This is a genomic window from Polaribacter sp. 2305UL8-11, assembly GCF_058147165.1.
Genome location: NZ_JBYVJW010000003.1, coordinates 181,417 through 200,947, shown reverse-complemented (window position 1 = coordinate 200,947; position 19,531 = coordinate 181,417). Strand labels below are relative to the sequence as shown.

Annotated in this window: 17 protein-coding genes and 1 pseudogene; 10 read left to right on the top strand and 8 right to left on the bottom strand. The window is 28.1% G+C overall.

Features of this window, described 5'->3' with window-relative positions:
- Positions 1-83: 83 nt before the first annotated feature.
- From ACY2RW_RS04015 to ACY2RW_RS04000, 4 genes are all read right to left on the bottom strand, one after another.
- Positions 84-569, bottom strand: a complete 486-nt coding sequence (locus tag ACY2RW_RS04015) for an ABC transporter ATPase (RefSeq protein WP_490121410.1) — start codon at positions 567-569, stop codon at positions 84-86.
- A gap of 11 nt (positions 570-580) precedes the next feature.
- Positions 581-1,453 (bottom strand): carboxypeptidase-like regulatory domain-containing protein, encoded by an 873-nt coding sequence (locus ACY2RW_RS04010; RefSeq protein ID WP_490121409.1) that lies wholly within the window; start codon positions 1,451-1,453, stop codon positions 581-583.
- A 69-nt stretch (positions 1,454-1,522) separates the two neighbouring features.
- Entirely contained in the window at positions 1,523-2,350 is an 828-nt protein-coding gene (locus ACY2RW_RS04005; protein WP_490121408.1) for an exonuclease domain-containing protein, read from the bottom strand.
- 67 nt (positions 2,351-2,417) lie between these two features.
- Positions 2,418-3,275: a PPK2 family polyphosphate kinase gene (locus ACY2RW_RS04000; RefSeq protein WP_490121407.1), complete on the bottom strand. Its 858-nt coding sequence runs from the start codon at positions 3,273-3,275 to the stop codon at positions 2,418-2,420.
- 159 nt (positions 3,276-3,434) lie between these two features.
- Between ACY2RW_RS04000 and ACY2RW_RS03995 the strand changes: the two genes are divergently transcribed.
- From ACY2RW_RS03995 to ACY2RW_RS03975, 5 genes are all read left to right on the top strand, one after another.
- Positions 3,435-4,217, top strand: coding sequence for a DUF1206 domain-containing protein (locus ACY2RW_RS03995; RefSeq protein ID WP_490121406.1), 783 nt, complete (start codon positions 3,435-3,437; stop codon positions 4,215-4,217).
- Between the two features lie 23 nt (positions 4,218-4,240).
- The gene (locus ACY2RW_RS03990; RefSeq protein ID WP_490121506.1) at positions 4,241-4,909 is read left to right on the top strand and encodes a M15 family metallopeptidase; all 669 of its coding nucleotides are present in this window, start codon (positions 4,241-4,243) and stop codon (positions 4,907-4,909) included.
- Between the two features lie 80 nt (positions 4,910-4,989).
- Positions 4,990-5,661 (top strand): hypothetical protein, encoded by a 672-nt coding sequence (locus ACY2RW_RS03985; protein WP_490121405.1) that lies wholly within the window; start codon positions 4,990-4,992, stop codon positions 5,659-5,661.
- 125 nt (positions 5,662-5,786) lie between these two features.
- A complete protein-coding gene (pdhA, locus tag ACY2RW_RS03980; RefSeq protein ID WP_490121404.1) occupies positions 5,787-6,776 on the top strand; it encodes a pyruvate dehydrogenase (acetyl-transferring) E1 component subunit alpha in 990 nt (329 codons plus the stop codon).
- A 5-nt stretch (positions 6,777-6,781) separates the two neighbouring features.
- On the top strand, positions 6,782-8,449 hold the full coding sequence (locus ACY2RW_RS03975; RefSeq protein WP_490121403.1) for a dihydrolipoamide acetyltransferase family protein: 1,668 nt from the start codon (positions 6,782-6,784) through the stop codon (positions 8,447-8,449).
- A gap of 76 nt (positions 8,450-8,525) precedes the next feature.
- Here ACY2RW_RS03975 and ACY2RW_RS03970 read toward each other — a convergent pair whose 3' ends face one another.
- Together ACY2RW_RS03970 and ACY2RW_RS03965 are read right to left on the bottom strand one after the other, a co-directional pair.
- Complete coding sequence (locus tag ACY2RW_RS03970; RefSeq protein WP_490121402.1) at positions 8,526-12,107, bottom strand: TraB/GumN family protein; 3,582 nt, start codon at positions 12,105-12,107, stop codon at positions 8,526-8,528.
- Between the two features lie 110 nt (positions 12,108-12,217).
- Positions 12,218-12,625, bottom strand: a complete 408-nt coding sequence (locus tag ACY2RW_RS03965; protein WP_490121401.1) for a DUF2721 domain-containing protein — start codon at positions 12,623-12,625, stop codon at positions 12,218-12,220.
- 108 nt (positions 12,626-12,733) lie between these two features.
- Between ACY2RW_RS03965 and ACY2RW_RS03960 the strand changes: the two genes are divergently transcribed.
- The 4 genes and pseudogenes from ACY2RW_RS03960 to ACY2RW_RS03945 all read left to right on the top strand — a co-directional run bounded on the left by ACY2RW_RS03960 (position 12,734) and on the right by ACY2RW_RS03945 (position 15,008).
- Positions 12,734-12,889: a hypothetical protein gene (locus ACY2RW_RS03960; protein ID WP_490121400.1), complete on the top strand. Its 156-nt coding sequence runs from the start codon at positions 12,734-12,736 to the stop codon at positions 12,887-12,889.
- Between the two features lie 5 nt (positions 12,890-12,894).
- Positions 12,895-13,683, top strand: a complete 789-nt coding sequence (locus ACY2RW_RS03955) for an SGNH/GDSL hydrolase family protein (RefSeq protein WP_490121399.1) — start codon at positions 12,895-12,897, stop codon at positions 13,681-13,683.
- 33 nt (positions 13,684-13,716) lie between these two features.
- Positions 13,717-14,024, top strand: a pseudogene (locus ACY2RW_RS03950) (cupin domain-containing protein).
- Positions 14,025-14,228: 204 nt separating this feature from the next.
- Positions 14,229-15,008, top strand: coding sequence for an META domain-containing protein (locus ACY2RW_RS03945; protein ID WP_490121398.1), 780 nt, complete (start codon positions 14,229-14,231; stop codon positions 15,006-15,008).
- 56 nt (positions 15,009-15,064) lie between these two features.
- Here ACY2RW_RS03945 and ACY2RW_RS03940 read toward each other — a convergent pair whose 3' ends face one another.
- The gene (locus ACY2RW_RS03940; protein WP_490121397.1) at positions 15,065-15,919 is read right to left on the bottom strand and encodes an OmpA/MotB family protein; all 855 of its coding nucleotides are present in this window, start codon (positions 15,917-15,919) and stop codon (positions 15,065-15,067) included.
- A 227-nt stretch (positions 15,920-16,146) separates the two neighbouring features.
- On the opposite strand from ACY2RW_RS03940, the gene ACY2RW_RS03935 reads away from it, so the two are divergent.
- Positions 16,147-16,596: a hypothetical protein gene (locus tag ACY2RW_RS03935; protein ID WP_490121396.1), complete on the top strand. Its 450-nt coding sequence runs from the start codon at positions 16,147-16,149 to the stop codon at positions 16,594-16,596.
- A gap of 169 nt (positions 16,597-16,765) precedes the next feature.
- Here the strand turns inward: ACY2RW_RS03935 and ACY2RW_RS03930 are convergent, their stop codons facing one another.
- Positions 16,766-19,501: a valine--tRNA ligase gene (locus ACY2RW_RS03930; protein ID WP_490121395.1), complete on the bottom strand. Its 2,736-nt coding sequence runs from the start codon at positions 19,499-19,501 to the stop codon at positions 16,766-16,768.
- Positions 19,502-19,531: the final 30 nt, after the last annotated feature.

Here is a 19,531-nt window from a genome sequence, read left to right as displayed (position 1 = left end):
TAAAATATAAAAAAGAGCTCAAACAGAAGCTCAATCCTTAACGCAACTTATTTACCATCTTATTTTATAACTTAAACCAATAGTTATACCAAAAAGCGTTTGTGCCAACTTTCTTTTGCAGGAACTTCCCAATTGTTTTCAAAATCTGCTTTATTATCAACCATATTATTAAAAACGATGGTTTCTGAAGTAATCTTCTTTTCTTTTGCAAACTTTTGAAAATCAGATAGTTTTACTAAATTTATATTTTCGTTATCTTTAAAGGTTACATTTAGTTTGTTCATTAAATCTAACTGTAATTCGTTTTCTAATTCTTTAATAAAACGTACAGAACTATCTATAGAACATCCAGAAACGTTGTTAAAGCTTTCATCTACAGCCAGTACAAAAAACTGATTGTACTTTATGGTAAAAGAGCCTTTTAAATCATCTCCATGACGTGTCCATTTATTGATAAATTGCTCAGCTTTTTGGGCAATAAATTCAACTTCTTTTTCAGTAAATTCTCTGTCTGCTTGGTAAATCCAAACACGCGAATTACTGGGTAAATTTTTATAATGAGTAAACATTTTTAATGTATTTAATTTGTCAATTTTAAAGAAATGGCTGGTGCATATTTACTATAATGTTTTACTTTATTTAAACCCCACTTTAGCCATTTTCCTTTTACATATAAATAAAGCGCATTGTCTTTCTTTTTTGGATATTTTGTAAAACCAACTATAGGTGAATATAACACCTTATCTTCTTTTGTTTTTTGACCATATTCGTTAAATGGTATAAATAGTTTTTCAAAAGCTATAAATAAACCATTTTCTGGCATTTCAATATCGTAATCTTCTAAATTTACAGTTAACTTTAATTCGCCTTTCTTTAAAGTTAGTGGCAAATTTATTTTTAATAAATCGTTATTTGGTAATCCTGTATTTTTATCTTTATCAAAAATTCGAAACCTAAATTTAGATTGCTCTGAATGTCTTTTAGAAAAATGAATTTCTATTGTAGATATGTAGCTACAACATTTATTCTTCTTAGAATTTGGAAAATACTTCGCAATCATTCTCATTCCTGAAGAATGGATGCCTTGCACTTTCTTTTTTACTCTATCTAAAACAACCTCTTTATTTATTTTCTTTTGAATGATAACTTCATCTAAAGCTTCTATATTTGATTTTAAATAAAGCGTTTTTTGATATAAATCTTTTGCTAATACAATGGTATCTTTATAGTTTAAACAAGAAATATGAATTTTAGTTTCTAAATATTTTTTATCTATTAATAGTTTAAAATCTCCATCTTCTGTAGAGGAAATTCCTTTGTTAGAATCTAAAAAACTAATATTTGCATATACAATAGGTTCTTTAGTATCTAAATCTAAAAGTTTTCCGCTAAAATTAATTTGCTGGGCATTTATTTGTAAACTAATGAATAGTAAAAAGATTATTTTTTTCATTATTAGAATAATTAATGAGATTTCTCAATCGCCTAAAAAGGCTGATTTCTAAATGATAGATTGCAATAATTACCGTAAATTAAATTTTTGCTGCAAAGCCGCTAACTTTTCTGCATCTGACATTGTATTTTTTGGTGCTGACATTCTTTCTTTAATCTCTCTTAAAACTTTTTTTGTATAAAGTGGAAAGTCTGCATTTTGCATCCAATTATTATACCCTGGATTTTCTTTAAATACCTCCTCTACAGTTCTTCCTTTATATTTTCCGAAAGAAAAAATTTCTTGATTATCGTCATTCATCAAAATAAAACCTGCAAAATCGGCTCTTACACCATGTGAAGAAAATTCGCTTAAGGCATCTACAGAGTTTTCGATATCATCGTATTTTTCTAATTGTGCTAACAAAATTTCGTAGGTTGCATTTGTATCTGCTTCTGCTCCATGAGCACCTTCTAATTCTTTACCACAGTAAAACTGGTAGCCTGCACTTAATGTTCTTTGCTCTTTTTTATGAAAAATAACTTGCACATCAATGGCTTTTCTATTTTTCATATCAAAATCGATTCCTGCACGCATTAACTCTTCTGCCAAAAGCGGAATATCAAATCTGTTAGAGTTAAAACCTGCTAAATCACAACCTGCTATCATTTTGTTAACTTCTGGAGCTAATTCTTTAAAAGTTGGCTCAGTTACTACTTTTTCATTAGTAATTCCGTGAACATCTGTTGCTCCTTGTGGAATTTCAATTTCTGGGTTTACCAACCACGTTTTGCTTTCTTTATTTCCGTTTGGAAATACTTTTAAAATTGATATTTCTACAATTCTATCTGTGGCAATATTAACTCCTGTTGTTTCTAAATCGAAAAATACTATTGGTTTATCTAGTTTAAGATTCAAGGTTTAAAATTTAAGGTTAAAGTCCAAATCTTGAATTTTGAATTCAAAATTTTGAACTTATTTTAGTTTATTCGTTATTTAATTGTGCTTTAAAATTTTCTATGTTCTCTGCTATCTTTTTTGGTAAAACTGGTGCTTTAAAATTTTGTTTTTCCAATTCTGTAAGTAAAATTTCTGCTAAAATTAAACGTGCAGTTGGTTTATCATCTGCAGGAACAACAAACCAAGGCGCATTTTCTTTTGATGTTCTGTTTAACAAATCTTCATAACAAAACATGTATTTATCCCAAAGTTTGCGTTCTTTTAAATCTGCTTCAGAAAATTTCCAATTTTTTTCTGGTTTATTAAGTCTTCTTAACAGTCTATTTTTTTGTTCGTCTTTAGATATGTTTAGAAAAAACTTTAAAACTAAGGTTCCATTTTCTACCAAATGGTTTTCAAAATGATTAATTCTTTCCATTCTATTATGAAAAAAAGCATCATTAACATCTTTTACACTTTTAATTTTAGGAATGTTTTCTCCTAAAATATAATTTGGGTGTACTCTTGTAACCAACACATTTTCATAATGTGTTCTATTAAAAATACCAATTTTTCCTTTTGCTGGTAATACAATGTAATGCCTCCATAAAAAATCGTGCTTTAATTCTAACTCTGTAGGTACTTTAAAGCTATGTACAGTAACACCACTTGCATTTATATCTTTAAAAACTTCTCTAATAAGACTGTCTTTACCAGAGGTATCCATACCTTGCAAACAGATTAAAACACCACTTCTACCTTCTGCATACATTTGGTTTTGCAAATCGCTTAATTTTTTCCTAATCTTTTTTAGCTTTTTCTCTGCATTATCAATGACCTCTTTAGTACTAAAACTCTTAAGCTTAATTGTACTTTTTACTTTATAATTCTCTTTATTTATCATTATTTAAAATATTTTTTAAAGATATAAAAATCAACTACTAAAACAGCACTTTTGTACTGCTTTTTAATAAACTTTAACTAGTTTAATATCTTGTTTGAATTAATGTTTTATTGATATGGAATAAACTTTTCTTGAATTAAAACCTATTTTTGACTTGTTATGAACAAAACATTACTTAACAACATCAGAAAAATAGGAATTTTTACAAAAGGAATTATTTATGCTTTAATTGGCATATTAACCTTTTTAGCAGCCATAGATATGGGTGGCAAAATATCTGGTAAAGATGGAGTAATTCAGTTTTTAAAAGAACAGCCCTTTGGACAAGTACTATTAATTCTAATTGCTATTGGTTTGTTAATGTATAGTTTTTGGAGGTTGTATTCTTCTTTTTTAGATGGTAAAAATGAAGGTTCTGATAAAACTGGAATCTTAAAAAGAATTGGTTATTTTTTTAGTGGAATAATTTACGGAATGTTAGCAATATCAGTTATAACTGGTATTATAAAAAACAATCCTAGCTCTAACTCAAAAGAAAATGCTGTTAAGTATTTGATACAAAATGAAAATGGCATTCTATTATTATATGTTATAGGTATTGTTTTAATTTTTATTGGATTTTACCAATTTTATAAAGGTTACAGCAATAAATTTTTAGACGATATAAAACAAAAAAAAGAAATAGAATCTAACAATATTTTAGAAAAAACAGGCAAATTTGGTCATCTTGCAAGAGGTGTTGCTTTTATTATTTTTGGTTTTTTTGTGCTTGTTGCTTCTTATAAAAAAAACTCTAACTCTATAAAAGGTGTAGAAGAAATGTTTAACTTTCTACAAAGTTTTTCTTGGGGTAACATTTTAATGGGATTAATGGCTTTGGGTTTCTTATGTTATGGTATTTATCAGTATTTTTTAGCAAGGTATAGTACTGCATACTCTTAATAAATTTCTTATTTTTGATGATGATGAAAAACGTTGCACTTTTAATTTTTCTTATATTTTCTATTTTTTTAAATGCGCAAGACTTACCAAATGGTTTTGTGTATTTGTCTGATATAGATAAAACCATACAATCAGAATTAAGGTATTTAAGTACTAATAATTTTATTGGAAAACCTATAGATGGCTATCATAACAACTGCATTATTGTAACTAAAGAAACTGCTTTGGCATTGCAAAAAGTACAAAAAGAATTAAGAAAAAAAGGATTGAGTTTAAAAGTTTTTGATGGTTACAGACCTCAACAAGCAGTAGATCATTTTGTAAAGTGGGCTAAAGTTTTGAGTGATACTTTAATGAAAAAAGAATACTATCCTAAAGTTCCAAAATCTGAGTTGTTTAAAAGAGGTTACATATCTTCTAAATCAGGACACACAAGAGGTAGTACTGTAGATTTAACGGTTATAGAATTAAAAACGGGTAAAGAATTAGACATGGGAAGTCCTTATGATTTTTTTGGAGTTCAATCCCATCCTTTTTATAAAAAAATCACAAAAAAACAGACAGAAAACAGAATGCTACTTCGTAAAGTAATGCTGAGTCATAATTTTAGACCTTATGAAAATGAGTGGTGGCATTTTACATTAAGAAATGAACCTTTTCCTAAAAAATACTTTAATTTTCCAATAGAGTAATTAATTTTAACAATTTCTAAACGGGTTCACTTAAAATCGGCATTATATTTGTACTTAGATTGCTAGATTTAAAAAAACTGATGAAAACAAAATTAAACATATTTTTCCTTACAATTTCTCTACTTTCTGTATGTAATATATCTGCACAGTTAGATAAAAATAATGGTACAAAAGAAAAAGGAAAAATTAAAACTTTAAATACAAAAAATGCAACAGAGGTAAAAAAACCTACATCAATAGTTGTAGATCCAACAAATGGTTTTAAAGTTGCTTATGATAAAGAAAAAGAAAAGTTAAAAAAACAACAATCTGATGACCAACTTAATAACAAAGGTATTTTAACAAAAGCAAAACACAGAGAGCAAACATTTTTAAAAGCTTTTAAAAAAATTAATGGTCAATATATATATCCAAAAATAGATCAAGATTTAGGTAGTTTTAGAACTGATTCTAAAAGTGTAAATATTATATGTAGGGATTTTCAATATCCTGATGGAGATAGGGTTACAATATATGTAAACGATATTCCAGTAGTGGTAAATATAACATTAAGACAAAGCTATCAAAAATTTAACATACCTCTTAGAGTTGGTATTAATAAAATAGCCTTTAAAGCTTTAAATCAAGGTTCTTCAGGACCAAATACAGCCGCTTTTAAAGTATATAATGATGCTGGAATGTTAATATCTTCTAACGAATGGAATTTAGCTACAGATGCCAAAGCAACGCTTGTTATTGCTAAAAATAAATAATTAATTCTTTTTTGGAATAAATTACACTTCACTCGTTTTTTTATTCTAAGCAAAACAGTTATTTTTGTATTTCGATTATTTAAAATCAGTTAAATAATTAAAAAAAACAAACAACAATTACTAGAATGAAAAAAATTACCAAACAAACCTATTTAGATTGGTACAAGGATATGCTTTTCTGGCGTAAGTTTGAAGACAAGCTAGCATCAGTATATATTCAACAAAAAGTTAGAGGTTTCTTACATCTTTACAATGGTCAAGAAGCTATTTTAGCAGGTGCTTTACATGCTATGGATTTGACAAAAGATAAAATGATTACTGCCTACAGAAATCACGTACAACCCATTGGTATGGGAGAAGATCCTAAACGTGTTATGGCAGAATTGTATGGTAAAGCCACTGGAACTTCTAAAGGAATGGGAGGTTCTATGCATATTTTCTCTAAAGAATTTCGTTTTTACGGAGGACATGGTATTGTTGGAGGACAAATTCCTTTAGGTGCTGGACTTGCATTTGCAGATAAATACAAAGGAAGCGATGGTGTTACTCTAACTTGTTTTGGTGATGGTGCTGCAAGACAAGGCTCTTTACATGAAGCGTTTAACTTAGCAATGCTTTGGAAATTGCCAGTTGTTTTTATTTGTGAAAATAATGGTTATGCAATGGGTACTTCTGTAGAAAGAACTGCAAACCATCCAGATATTTGGAAACTTGGTTTGGGTTACGAAATGCCTTGTGGACCTGTAGATGCAATGAATCCTATAAAAGTAGCAGAAGCTGTAGATGAAGCAATACAAAGAGCAAGACGTGGAGATGGCCCTACTTTCTTAGAAATGAAAACTTACAGATATAGAGGACACTCAATGTCTGATGCACAACACTACAGAACAAAAAATGAAGTAGAAGAATACAAAAAAATAGATCCTATTACGCAAGTAAAAGAAGTTATTTTAGAAAAAAATTACGCTACTACAGAAGATATTGCTGCAATTGATAAAGAAGTGAAAGCTATGGTTAAAGAATGTGAACAATTTGCAGAAGAATCTCCATATCCAGAAACTCAGCAATTGTATGATATGGTTTATGAACAAGAAGATTACCCTTTTATAAGTTAAAATATATGGCTACAGTAATAAATATGCCCAGATTAAGCGATACCATGGAAGAAGGTGTTGTTGCAAAATGGTTAAAAAGTGTTGGAGATAAAGTTGAAGAAGGCGATATTTTAGCAGAAATTGAAACGGATAAAGCAACTATGGAGTTTGAGTCTTTTCATGAAGGAACTCTTTTACACATAGGTATTCAAGAAGGTGAAACCTCTCCTGTAGATAAATTATTAGCTATTATTGGAGAAGAAGGAGAAGATATTTCTGATATTTTAAGTGGAGCAGGTTCTACTGATGAAAATGCAGAAGAAAAAGAAGAATCTAAAGAAAACGAAATTGAAGAATCTAAGGAAGAAAAATCTTCTGAAGATGAAAGTTCTAATGATAATTCTGCTGAAATTCCTGATGGAGTTGAAGTAATTTCTATGCCTCGTTTAAGCGATACCATGACAGACGGAACTGTAGCAACATGGTTAAAAAAAGTAGGTGATAAAGTAGAAGAAGGTGATATGCTTGCAGAAATTGAAACTGACAAAGCAACAATGGAGTTTGAGTCTTTTTACGAAGGAACTGTATTGCATATAGGAGTGCAAGAAGGAGAAACTGCACCTGTAGATAGTTTATTAGTAATTATTGGTCCAGAAGGTACAGATGTTTCTGCAATTGTAGAAAAAGGTGGTGCAGTACCAAAGAAATTTTCTGATAAAAAATCTGAAAAGAAAGATGAGAAAAAAGAAGAGAAATCTTCTGATAAAAAAGAGGAAGCAAAATCTTCTAATACAACTACTAACAATTCTGGAGGAAGAATTTTTGCTTCACCATTAGCTAAAAAGATTGCTTCAGATAAAGGAATTAATTTAGCAGACGTTTCTGGTTCTGGTGAAAACGGAAGAATTACAAAAAAGGATGTTGAGAACTACACACCAACAGCTACAGTTTCTGTAGAAACTCCTTCACCAGCTTCAAGTGCTTCTACTCCATCATTTTCTGTTACTGGAGAAGAAAAATCGGAAGAAGTTAAAAACTCGCAAATGCGTAAAGCAATTGCTAAATCTTTAGGAAACTCTAAGTTTTCTGCACCAGACTTTAGTCTAAATATTGAGGTTGATATGGACAATGCAATGGCTTCTAGAAAAACCATCAATGCAATTCCAGATGTAAAAGTGTCTTTTAATGATATGGTTGTAAAAGCTTGTGCAATGGCTTTACAAAAACATCCGCAAGTAAATACTTCTTGGACAGATAATACTACAATTTATCACAGTCATATTCACGTTGGTGTTGCAGTTGCTGTAGACGAAGGTTTATTAGTGCCAGTTATAAAACACACAAATCAAATGAGTTTAACTCAGATTGGAGCAACTGTTAGAGATTTAGCTGGAAAAGCAAGACATAAAAAAATTACTCCTGCAGAAATGCAAGGCAGTACTTTTACAGTTTCTAATTTAGGTATGTTTGGTATCGAAAACTTTACTTCAATTATCAATCAACCAAATTCAGCTATTTTATCTGTAGGTGCTATTGTTGAAAAACCAGTTGTTAAAAACGGTCAAATTGTTGTTGGTAATACAATGAAGTTAACATTAACATGTGACCATAGAACCGTAGATGGAGCAGTTGGCGCTCAATTTTTACAAACTTTAAAAACTTTTATAGAAAATCCAGTTACTATGCTAGCTTAATTTTTTTTTATAAATTTTATCCATAAAAAACTCGCTTCAAAAATTTTGAAGCGAGTTTTGTTTTTAATATTAATTTTTAAAATATTCTATTATTATACTTATTTGAATTTAAATTTACTCTTCTACGATGTTTCAATCGATTTTTCTCTACCAAATTATCTATTACTTCTTCTATTGGTTTGGTTGTGTCTAAGTTTTGATTTTTTCTGTCTCTTATTGATTTAATTGTTATTTTATCATCTATATTGGCTACTATTATATAATTCATTTTCCAATCTTTACCATAAGTTTGAGAACTATTCTTATGAATTTTAGATTTATAAAAATACATTTCATATTTTTTATTCGAAATCATAAAATTCTTTCTTCCTAAAAAAACAATACTATCATTCAACTCTTTTTTAATTGTGCTTTTAAATAAAATAGCTTTGTAAACTTCTTCTTTACTCCTATATTTTTTTGGCAAAAGTGTTGTTTTATTTATTTTAAATAATTTTTCGTAAAAAATACCTCTACTTGTTAATTCTGAAACTAACTCATTAAAAATTTCTTTATCATACTTCTCTGAATTTTTAATTTGAAGAGCAATTAAAGTAGATTTTACATCTGCATTTTTTACAAAAGCAACATTTTTAAAGAATGTTTTTACATTTTTATCTTTTCGAAAAGGAAAAAGTAATTTTACATAAAGTTTTAATAAATCTCCATCTGTTTTACTTACATAAGAACCGTTATTTCGTTTTTTTCCTAATTGTCTTTTTAATTCAATCTTAGCTTGGTTTAAAATTTGAGTTTTGTAACTGCTATAGTCGTTACTTTTTACATAATTTTTCTCTATCAATTTTACCAACAAACCGTAAATTGGTTCTTTATATTCTTGTATTGTGGCATAATTTAAAATTTCTGGAAATACTTTTTTTGCCAATGATAAAGAGTCTCCAACAGATTTTAAGATCCTATTCATCTCAAACTTATTAGATGATAAAGGTATGTCTAGCTCTAATAATTTTAAAAATCGCTCATAAGACTCATCAGAATTTTTATTTAAAACACTATTAATTATAGTAATTTGATTGCTGGGGTTTTTAAATGAATTTATATACAGGTTATCTAAAAATCTTTTTACTTTTTTTGTATCAAATTTACCCAACTCTTTAATTAGGTGTTTTTTTATGATAAGTTGGTTATCTGCAAACTCATATTTTTTTAATATTTTAATTAAAGCATTGATATCTTTTTTCTTAAAATCTACCACATCATAACTATCTAAAGCCAAACTGTCTTTATTTTTAAGGGCTGTAAAAAATTGTGTGGTTTTTTCTGTAAATAAATCTTTTCCTAAAATTGTATCTTTGGGAGTAAACGTATTATAAAATTCTTTTACAAATTTACTTTCTGTATAAGTAGTATCTACCAAAGTTTTTATCTCATATATAGCACCAGTTACTAAAATATTTTTAACTTTAATTGCTTTGCTGCTTAAAGAATCTTTTAAATAGTAAGAATAATAATGGTTGTTATTCTTGTCTTTGCCTTTTTTTATATTTTTTTTATCTAATACTTTAAAACTCGAGAAGTTATCTAAATTTAATCTAACTTTATTTAGGAGTGCATTTATTCTATTATGTTTGTTTTTTTTGTATCCCCTCCTTTTCCATAGCGAATCTATATTTTCATAGCTCGCTAAATCGTTCAACTTTTTTAGTTTTACAAAAATTTTTTCGTTGGTATTGTTGGTATAAAAAGTAGATTTCACATAAGATGCATAAGGCTTCTTTTTAGCATTTTGACCAAAACTAAATCTATTAAAAGAAGGCTCTACATTTGTGTTTACAGAAAAATACAAAGAAGTATCTTTCTTTATTTCAAATTTTTTATCAGCATAATCAAAATTAGTTATTGCAAAAGAATCAAAGAATTTTTTCTTTGAAGAGACATCTTTAGTTTCTGTTACAAAACCTAATAAATAATAGTGACTTCCATTAGTAATCGTTTTTAGATACAATTCTTTTTTAGCTTCTTTTAAATGCGTATTACTAATAAAACTTTCTTTATCATCAGTTTCAAAAACACCTTTATTGTATTTTAGTTCTAAGTTTTTACAAAATCGCTCTTGAATTCTCTCCAGCTCAAAAGCATCTTCCTCTATATAACTTACATCATTTAAAGTTACCTCTTTAACAAAATAATAGTTACTTGTTTTGTCTATAGCCTGTAATGTTCTATTTCCTTGATAAGATTTATTTGTAAATGTATGATACTTTGGTAAATTAACTTTAAAGCCATTATTTGTTGGACTTACAGGAACTAACTCATTAGAAAGGTTGTTAAATTTAATAGAATTAAAAAAAGTATTGCCAAATGTTTTTACGTAATCATTTTTTCCATTCATTTTAAAAATGAGCACTTCTAAAGGGGTAAAAAATATTTGATAACGTTGGTAATTACCAGTTTTGGTAAGGTTTAAAATATCTAATCCTTTTAAACCTTGCTTTGTAATTTCTTTTTTTGATACAATTTCTCCTGGAATTGATTCGAATAAAAGTTTATCAAAATTTTTATCTTTTATTTCTTTTCCATGAATTTTAGAAAAAGTATTCATCCTTGTAATAATTACATAAGCTCCGTTTGTTAAATCTGGACTGATGTATGACGTATTGTTTAATATGTTTAGTTCATACATTTTATTAGGCAACTTTGCTGTAAAAAAGCCGTCTTCTGTAGTTTCTTCTCTAAAAACTACATCTATAACCTTGTTTTCTATTTCTTTTTTAGCAATTTCTGCTTTTTCTGTAATATTAGAAGTTAAAGCTTCTACTGTATAACCTCTATTTCTTAAAATAGCAATTACACCTTTTTCTCCTCCTAAATGAGCTGCACCCACTGCAGAAAACAATGCCCCTTTTTTAGTGATAGAATCTATACTATTTGCCATATTTTCATTTCTTATATATAGCATATTTTGCATATAGCTTTTAGAATACATAGCTGTATTTATAGAATCTAAAAAAGCTACTTTCCGATCTCTATATGCATTGTTTAGTAGCATTAAATAATTCTCATCTTTTAGTTTGCTTTCTAGCCAAGCATCTGGTTTATCTTTCATAACTTTACCAGAAGTTGTGGCTTTTTTAACTAGTGAAGAAGACTCTTTATAATCTTCTAAACTATATATTTTTTTACCATTCTTTTTTCCCGTTTGATAAATAAACATATCTAAGAAAGTATCTTCTTGAAAATTTTGCATCATTTGATTGGTTCTATACAAAATTCCGTTTAAAAGAATATCTTCTCTAGACAAATAAAACATCATTTCTTGCTGTTTTGGTTCGTCAAGTTTAAAAGGGCTGTTATAAAAGTCTGTACTATTATTTAAAAAACCACGAATAAAACTAAGTTCTTCTGGAGAATTAAACATGTGATCTAACCACGTAGAAGGGTCTGTTTCTAAACCTACAAAATCACTTTTTAATAAAGCATCGTAAAAAACATCATCTAAATGAAATGCAATTTTTTGGCTTACGTGCATGGTACCATACAAGTAAGAATCTTTTGTTAAACCATTACCAGAAATTTTCCAAAGTAAACTGTTTTTTGTTTGTGCGAATTGTAAAGAAGTGAAGAATACTAGAGAAACTAGTGCAATTTTTTTTAGCATTTTTTTATTTTTAAATGACAATAAAATTAGCTAAAAAAAACTGAATAGAAAACGAAATACAAATAAAATTCTGCTTGATTTCGTTTACCAATAACTACTTATTTTTTTCTTTATTCTTTCTTTAAATTATCTTCTATATCTGCAATATGATGTTGCAAAGCTAATGTAGAAATTTGTATTTCTTTTACCAGTAAAGCTAGAGAAATTATTAATAAAATTAAAGCGAAGCCAAATACCCAAACTGCAGTATTATTTAAATGAATATAAATTAAGAACATTGTTAAAACACAAAATAGCAGGCTAGAAATGCCAAATATCTGCATCCATCTTGTAAGATTTAAACGTAATTTTAAATTTTTTATTTGCCTAATTAGTGATGCTTCTTTGCGTTGTAAATATTTATCATGCAAATTTCTTATTACAGCTGCATACGCTAAAAAACGATTGGTATATGCCAACATTATTAAAGAAATTGCAGAAAACAATAAAGCTGGAGTTGTTAAAGTAAGTGCTTCCATAGATGTGTAAAATTACATAATATTCAATAAAAAAAGGTTGATAAAAAAAGTTTTGCTACTCGTCTATAAAAGATTTAACTTCGTTACAAACAGAATATTTAAATTTTTATGCCCAAAAAAGGAAAAGCAAAAAATACAGTTAATAAAGCGAAGCATTCAAAATTGATGCATCAAAAAACAAATAAAGTAAAACTAGAGAAGCAAAAGAATAAAGAACGTTTAAAGGCAATCATAAAAAAAGCGAACGAATTAAAAAGTAAATAAATTAAATGAGTTTAAAATATATTTTTGGTGCTATCATTTCTTTTCCTTTGTTGCCTATACTTTATATACAAGGAAAAAAGATACGTAAAGAAACTCCTAGACTTCCAGAAGCTAAGAAACCAAAAGGATATTTAAAAACAACCTCTCCCAAAACACTTAAAATTATATTTTTAGGTGAAAGTACAATAGCTGGTGTTGGCGTAGATTTTCATAAAAATGGGTTTCCTGGATCTTTAGCAAAACAAATAAATGAACAGACAAAAGTTTCTGTATTATGGAGAGTTTATGCAAAAAGCGGTTATACAGCAAGATTGGTTCGTTTAAAACTTGTGCCAAAAATAGAGGAAGCAAATGCAGATATAATTGTTATAGGTTTGGGTGGTAATGATGCTTTTAAACTAAATTCTCCTAATTTATGGATGTTTCAAATAAACAAATTGATTCGAGAATTAAAGCGTAAATTTCCTAAAACTCCTATCTATTTTACAAATATGCCACCAATTAAAGAGTTTCCTGCATTTACAAAAACTATCAAATTTGTCATAGGTAATTTAGTAGAAATTCTTGGAAAAAGACTGTATCATAGAGTTAAAAAGAAAAGCAATGTACATTACAATAATGAAATTGTTACTTTAAAAAGTTGGCAAAAGAGACACAATATAGCTGGTGATGTTTCTACTTTTTTTAGTGATGGTGTGCATCCTTCACAAATTTCTTATCAAGTTTGGGGAAAAGATATGGCAGATTTTATAATGAAAACTAGAAGTTTTAAATTGTGGTTGCAAAAAAAATAATTAGTTGTTTTAAATTAACAGAACATCCTGAAGGTGGTTATTTTAAAGGAATTTACAGAAGTGAAGGGAATAATAGCTTCTAAAGATTTAGGAAACAATTTTATTGGAGACAGAAACTATTGTACTAGTATTTATTTTCTATTGACTTCTAATAAATTTTCTGCTTTTCATAAAATAAGCCAAGATGAGATTTGGCATTTTATATAGGATCTGCCGTAAAATTGCATTTATTTTCACCAAAAAGAGATTATGCTTTTGTAATGATAGGTGCTGATTTTAAGAATGGAGAAGTCCCACAATTTACAGTACCTGCAAATTATTTCGTAGTAGATTTTTTTTAAAAAAGATTCTTTTGCTTTTTGTAGGCTGTAGAGTTTCTCTTGGTTTTGACTTTAGATATTTTGTGTTGCCTTTTGTAAAAGATTAATTGATGAATTTCCAAAACATTCAGAAGTTATCAATAAAATGACTCATTCTTAACAAATTATATACTTAATCATATATTAATTTTCATTTTTTTTTGTACTTTTAGTAAAATTACAATTATGAAAAAACTATTTATTTTTTTAAGTTTTGTTATTACTATCTGTTCTTGTTCACAAAAAGATAATTTTCTTGCTAAACCAAAAGCTGGCTTTGCTATCTTATCTGGTAATGAAATTACATTCTCAGATAGTTTATATTTTGATTATTATTTAACTAATATTCATAGTGATTTTTTTAAAGCTAAAAAATATAAGGTAGAACAAAAAAGTTTAGACAAAATAAACACAATTAATAAAAATTGTGCTTTAACTATTGAATACGATGGCTTTTTTAATGTTGATTCTCTTTTTGTTTTAAATGAAGTTAAAATAAACGAAGGAATTTATACTTTTAAAGATGAAAGTATAAAACCAAATTTAGTAGGAGAATGGTTAGTTGTAGATATTAAAGCTCCTAATAATATATATTTAAAATCAAAAAATATATGTTTTCCTTGTCGCAACAATCCCCCTTTTTTGGTTTTAGGGAATACAAAATATAAAAACGATAAAAAATACTATAACTTTGGTGGTCATGGTGGTATAAACAATTTTGAAGGAAAATTCAGCTTTTCTGAGCTAGACTCTACAATAGATACCTCAAATTTCTTTAGGTTTTTGGTAGATTGCAATGATGAAGCCGTAAAATTTGAAGATCATTATTTTGATGCTCTAGCAAACGCCACTCATTATGAAATAAACAATAATTTTTTAACCTTAAAGAATGATAGTAAGGGTTTTAAAGTCACTTTTATGAGGCGTAATGAACTATCTTATGAATCTTATCTTTATATTAAATAAACATTATTTAGAAGGTAATTGTCATTTTTTTAAACTTCAAACAACTATCAATATCACTATTTTTTTATAACACCTTCTTCTGTTAATAAAGCAAAGAATTTATCTAAGTTTGGTAAAATTACAATTCTTGTTCTTCTATTTTTTGCTCTGTTTTCGCTATTAGTATTTGGGTATAATGGCATTGTATCTCCTCTACCAGAAGCAATTAATCTGCTCCCATCAATTTTAAATTTATTTTGTAAAAGCCTAACAATAGATGTAGCTCTTTTTACACTTAAATCCCAATTGTCTTGTACACTTTGGTTATTAATGGTTTGAGAATCTGTATGACCTTCTATCATTACATCTAAACTTGGTTCAGACTCTATAATATCTGCCAGCTTTGTAATTAAGGTATAGGCTTCTTTTCTTACTTTATAACTACCTTTATTAAATAAAAGCTTATCAGAAACAGAAATCATTACCACAGTTTGTTCTATGTTAATATTTATATCATCAGAATTTTGAAGTTCATTAGCAACAAATGTCTTTTTAAAAACGTTGTAAGCCACCACTAAATTTAAAGTGTCTTTAAACGTTTTTGCTTTTGCCATTCTTTTAGGATCTATTTTTGCAATAGTTTCATCCATAAGTTTTCTTCCTTTTTTAGAAAGTACAGGCACACCATCTTTTACATCATATTTTAGGGCTTTTTCTTCTTCTATAGTAACACTATTTTTGTTTTCTTTTAAAGAACTAATTTTTTCATTATAGGCAGCTACTCTTCTATCAATTTCAGCAAATTTTAATTCTAATTTTTGAAGATTTCCTTTTGTATCTTTATATTTAGTTTCTAATGCTGCATATTTTTTCTTTGATACACAAGTAGTTAATAATAATAGAAACAATAGTGGTAAAAAAATTCTTTTCATAATCAATCTATTTTTTTTAATGTATTAAAACTTATTCTGTTAATAAATATAAGAATTTATATGCTACTAAGTAAATTATAGTAAAATTTTATAAAAATGGAAATAATTGTTTTTACTTAAAAATTACATTTAAATACTGACGTTTAGAGTTTTAAAGTTTCTTTAAGAAAAATAAAATATAAAATTACTATTTTTGTTTAACTAATAACCTAATAAACTAAACAAAAATGAATCAAGTAAATATTATTATTAAATACGCATTACTTATTACCTTTTTAATTGGAGGTTTTTTCTTTATCTGTAAATTTTTTGGATTAGAGGAAAACCCATATTTAAGGTTTATGAATTTATTATTTGTTGCTATTGGTATACGTCAAGCTATAAAAACAAATATTTATAAAAATAGAGACACTAATTATACAACAAATTTAGGAATAGGAATACAAACCTCTGCATTGGCTGTAATATTATCTATTATAGGTGTTGTGGGTTATATAGAATTTATAAACCCAGACTTTTTATTAGTAATGGACAATTCTTTTTTAATTGGTGGAAAAATAACTTTAGCAGAAGTTTTTATAACTTTATTGATAGAAGGAATGGCTTCTTCCGTTATTGGTGCTTTTGTAATTATGCAATTCTATAAAAACCATGATAAAGTTTTAGCAACCTCATAAAAACCAAAGAGACTGTCTGAAAAATCAAAAAAAAAATTTATTTTTCATATTGAGATTGTTTAAATACAACTAATAACCAGTATGTTATAAAACTTCTACAAAACCTGTCTTGAGCGAAGACGAAAGGCTCAGTTTGACATTCTTAAATACTTTTAAGACAGCCTTTTTTTTATTGTAAACTAGTTAAACTAGATTTAATTGTTTCAATTTTAGCAATGGTATCTGCCTCTTTTTTACGTTCTAAAGCAATTACTTGTTCTGGAGCATTAGAAACAAAACGTTCGTTTGATAATTTTTTTGTGATACCAAATAAGAAACCTTCTGCTCTTTTTAATTCTGCTTCTAGTTTCTTTATTTCTGCTTCAACATCGATATTTGCTGCAGAAATTGGCACAAAATATTCATTCGATTTTACTCTAAAAGATGCGCCTTCTACTTTTTCTAAAACATAATTTATGGTTGATGTATTTGTTAGTTTCTGTATAACAACATCAAATTGTTTTGATTTTTTATCATTATCAACAACAAAAAGTTCAATAGCATCTTTAAAAGAAATATTCTTTTCTTTTCTGATGGTTCTAATTCCAGAAACGACACCTGTTGCAAATTCAAAATCTGTAATAATATCAGCATCAAAATCTTTTAATTCTGGATATTTTGCAATAATTAAAGCTTCTTCAGGTGTTCTTTTTGTAATATGCTGCCAAATTTCTTCTGTTAAAAAAGGCATAAATGGATGCAATACTTTTAAGTTATTTTCTAAAACTCCAATAATAGCATCAAACGTAGTTTTATCAATAGGTTGTTGATACCCTGGTTTTACAATCTCTAATAACCAAGAAGAAAAATCGTCCATGATTAGTTTATAAATTGCCATCAAAGCATCAGATAAACGATATTTAGAAAAATGATCTTCTATTTCTGTTAATGCTTTTTGAAACTTTGCTTCATACCAAGCCAAGCCAATTTTGGCTGTTTCTGGTTGTTGTAAAGTTGCATCAACTTCCCAACCTTTTATCAATCTAAAAGCATTCCAAATTTTGTTAGCAAATCCTTTTCCTTGCTGACATAAATCTTCATCAAACATCAAGTCGTTTCCAGCAGCAGAACTCAATAACAAACCAACTCTTACTCCATCTGCTCCATATTCTTCAATTAATTTTAAAGCATCTGGAGAATTTCCAAGCTGTTTAGACATTTTACGTCTTTGCTTGTCTCTAACTAAACCTGTTAAATAAACATTTTTAAAAGGTTTTTCATCTTTATATTCATAACCAGCAACAATCATTCTTGCTACCCAAAAGAATAAAATATCTGGCCCTGTAACTAAATCGTTTGTTGGATAATAGTATTTTATTTCTTCGTTTTCTGGGTTTCTAATTCCATCAAAAACTGACATTGGCCATAACCAAGAAGAGAACCAAGTATCAAGAGCGTCTTCATCTTGTCTTAAATCTTCAATCTTAAATGACTTCTCGACTGCGCTCGAAGAGACAGCTAATTTCTTTTTTGCCAATTCAAAAGCTTCTTCTTTAGTTTCTGCAACTACAAAATCTTCTTTACCATCACCATAATAATAAGCTGGAATTTGTTGTCCCCACCAAAGTTGACGAGAAATGTTCCAATCACGCACATTTTCCATCCAATGACGATACGTATTTTCGAATTTTTTTGGATATAAATTGATTTCTTTATCTTTTCCTAAAACAGCATTTATAGCAGGTGTAGCTAAATCTTTCATCTTTAAAAACCATTGATCTGATAATCTTGGTTCTATCACTGCTTTTGTTCTTTCTGAAGTTCCTACTTTATTGGTATGGACTTCCGTTTTTACTAAAATACCTTTTTCCTCAAGTTCTTTAGCAATTTCTTTACGAACTACAAACCTATCTTTTCCTTGATAATGTAATCCAAAAGAATTTAAAGAAGCATCATCATTAAAAATATCGATAACTTCTAGATTATGTTTATCTCCTAAATTTTTATCATTCTCATCATGAGCAGGCGTTACTTTTAAACAACCAGTTCCAAATTCTAAATCTACATATTCATCCTCAATAATCGGAATAATTCTTCCACATAAAGGAACAATTGCTTTTTTTCCTTTTAAATGTGAAAAACGTTCATCATTAGGGTTGATACAAATTGCAGTATCTCCAAAAATAGTTTCTGGTCTTGTAGTTGCAATAACCAAATACTCATCCTCTCCTAACCTCTCCAAAGGAGAGGAACTATCACTGTTATGAATAACTTTTTGCTCAGTCCCTTTTCCTTCGGAAAGGGTTGGGGATAAGATTTTATATTTTAAATAATATAAGTTTCCTTGTCTTTCTTCGTGAATTACTTCTTCATCAGACAAAGTAGTTTTTGCTTCTGGATCCCAGTTTACCATTCTATAACCTCTGTAAATCAAACCTTTGTTATACAAATCAACAAAAACTTTAATTACAGATTCAGACATTTCTGGATCCATTGTAAAAGCAGTTCTTTCCCAATCACAAGAAGCACCTAACTTTTTTAATTGCTCTAAAATAATACCTCCATATTCATCTTTCCAATCAAAAGCATGCTGTAAAAACTCTTCACGAGTTAAATCGCTTTTCTTAATTCCTTGTTCCTTTAATTTGGCAACAACTTTAGCTTCAGTAGCAATAGATGCGTGATCTGTTCCAGGAACCCAACAAGCATTTTTACCTAATAAACGAGCACGTCTTATTAAAACATCTTGAATGGTGTTGTTTAGCATGTGCCCCATATGTAAAACTCCAGTAACATTTGGAGGAGGAATTACAATGGTATATGGCTCTCTTTCATCTGGTGTTGAATGAAAATAATTATTTTTCATCCAGTAATCATACCATTTATCTTCTACTTGCTTTGAATCATATTTAGATGGAATTGTCATGCTTTTGGTATCCTTTTTGATATATAGTTG

Excerpts from the sequence above, each read along its gene's own strand:
- ACY2RW_RS04015 (WP_490121410.1), bottom strand. The coding sequence starts at position 569 with ATGTTTACTCATTATAAAAATTTACCCAGTAATTCGCGTGTTTGGATT.
- ACY2RW_RS04010 (WP_490121409.1), bottom strand. The coding sequence starts at position 1,453 with ATGAAAAAAATAATCTTTTTACTATTCATTAGTTTACAAATAAATGCC.
- ACY2RW_RS04000 (WP_490121407.1), bottom strand. The coding sequence starts at position 3,275 with ATGATAAATAAAGAGAATTATAAAGTAAAAAGTACAATTAAGCTTAAG.
- ACY2RW_RS03995 (WP_490121406.1), top strand. The coding sequence starts at position 3,435 with ATGAACAAAACATTACTTAACAACATCAGAAAAATAGGAATTTTTACA.
- ACY2RW_RS03990 (WP_490121506.1), top strand. The coding sequence starts at position 4,241 with ATGAAAAACGTTGCACTTTTAATTTTTCTTATATTTTCTATTTTTTTA.
- ACY2RW_RS03985 (WP_490121405.1), top strand. The coding sequence starts at position 4,990 with ATGAAAACAAAATTAAACATATTTTTCCTTACAATTTCTCTACTTTCT.
- pdhA (WP_490121404.1), top strand. The coding sequence starts at position 5,787 with ATGAAAAAAATTACCAAACAAACCTATTTAGATTGGTACAAGGATATG.
- ACY2RW_RS03975 (WP_490121403.1), top strand. The coding sequence starts at position 6,782 with ATGGCTACAGTAATAAATATGCCCAGATTAAGCGATACCATGGAAGAA.
- ACY2RW_RS03970 (WP_490121402.1), bottom strand. The coding sequence starts at position 12,107 with ATGCTAAAAAAAATTGCACTAGTTTCTCTAGTATTCTTCACTTCTTTA.
- ACY2RW_RS03965 (WP_490121401.1), bottom strand. The coding sequence starts at position 12,625 with ATGGAAGCACTTACTTTAACAACTCCAGCTTTATTGTTTTCTGCAATT.
- ACY2RW_RS03960 (WP_490121400.1), top strand. The coding sequence starts at position 12,734 with ATGCCCAAAAAAGGAAAAGCAAAAAATACAGTTAATAAAGCGAAGCAT.
- ACY2RW_RS03955 (WP_490121399.1), top strand. The coding sequence starts at position 12,895 with ATGAGTTTAAAATATATTTTTGGTGCTATCATTTCTTTTCCTTTGTTG.
- ACY2RW_RS03945 (WP_490121398.1), top strand. The coding sequence starts at position 14,229 with ATGAAAAAACTATTTATTTTTTTAAGTTTTGTTATTACTATCTGTTCT.
- ACY2RW_RS03940 (WP_490121397.1), bottom strand. The coding sequence starts at position 15,919 with ATGAAAAGAATTTTTTTACCACTATTGTTTCTATTATTATTAACTACT.
- ACY2RW_RS03935 (WP_490121396.1), top strand. The coding sequence starts at position 16,147 with ATGAATCAAGTAAATATTATTATTAAATACGCATTACTTATTACCTTT.
- ACY2RW_RS03930 (WP_490121395.1), bottom strand. The coding sequence starts at position 19,501 with ATGACAATTCCATCTAAATATGATTCAAAGCAAGTAGAAGATAAATGG.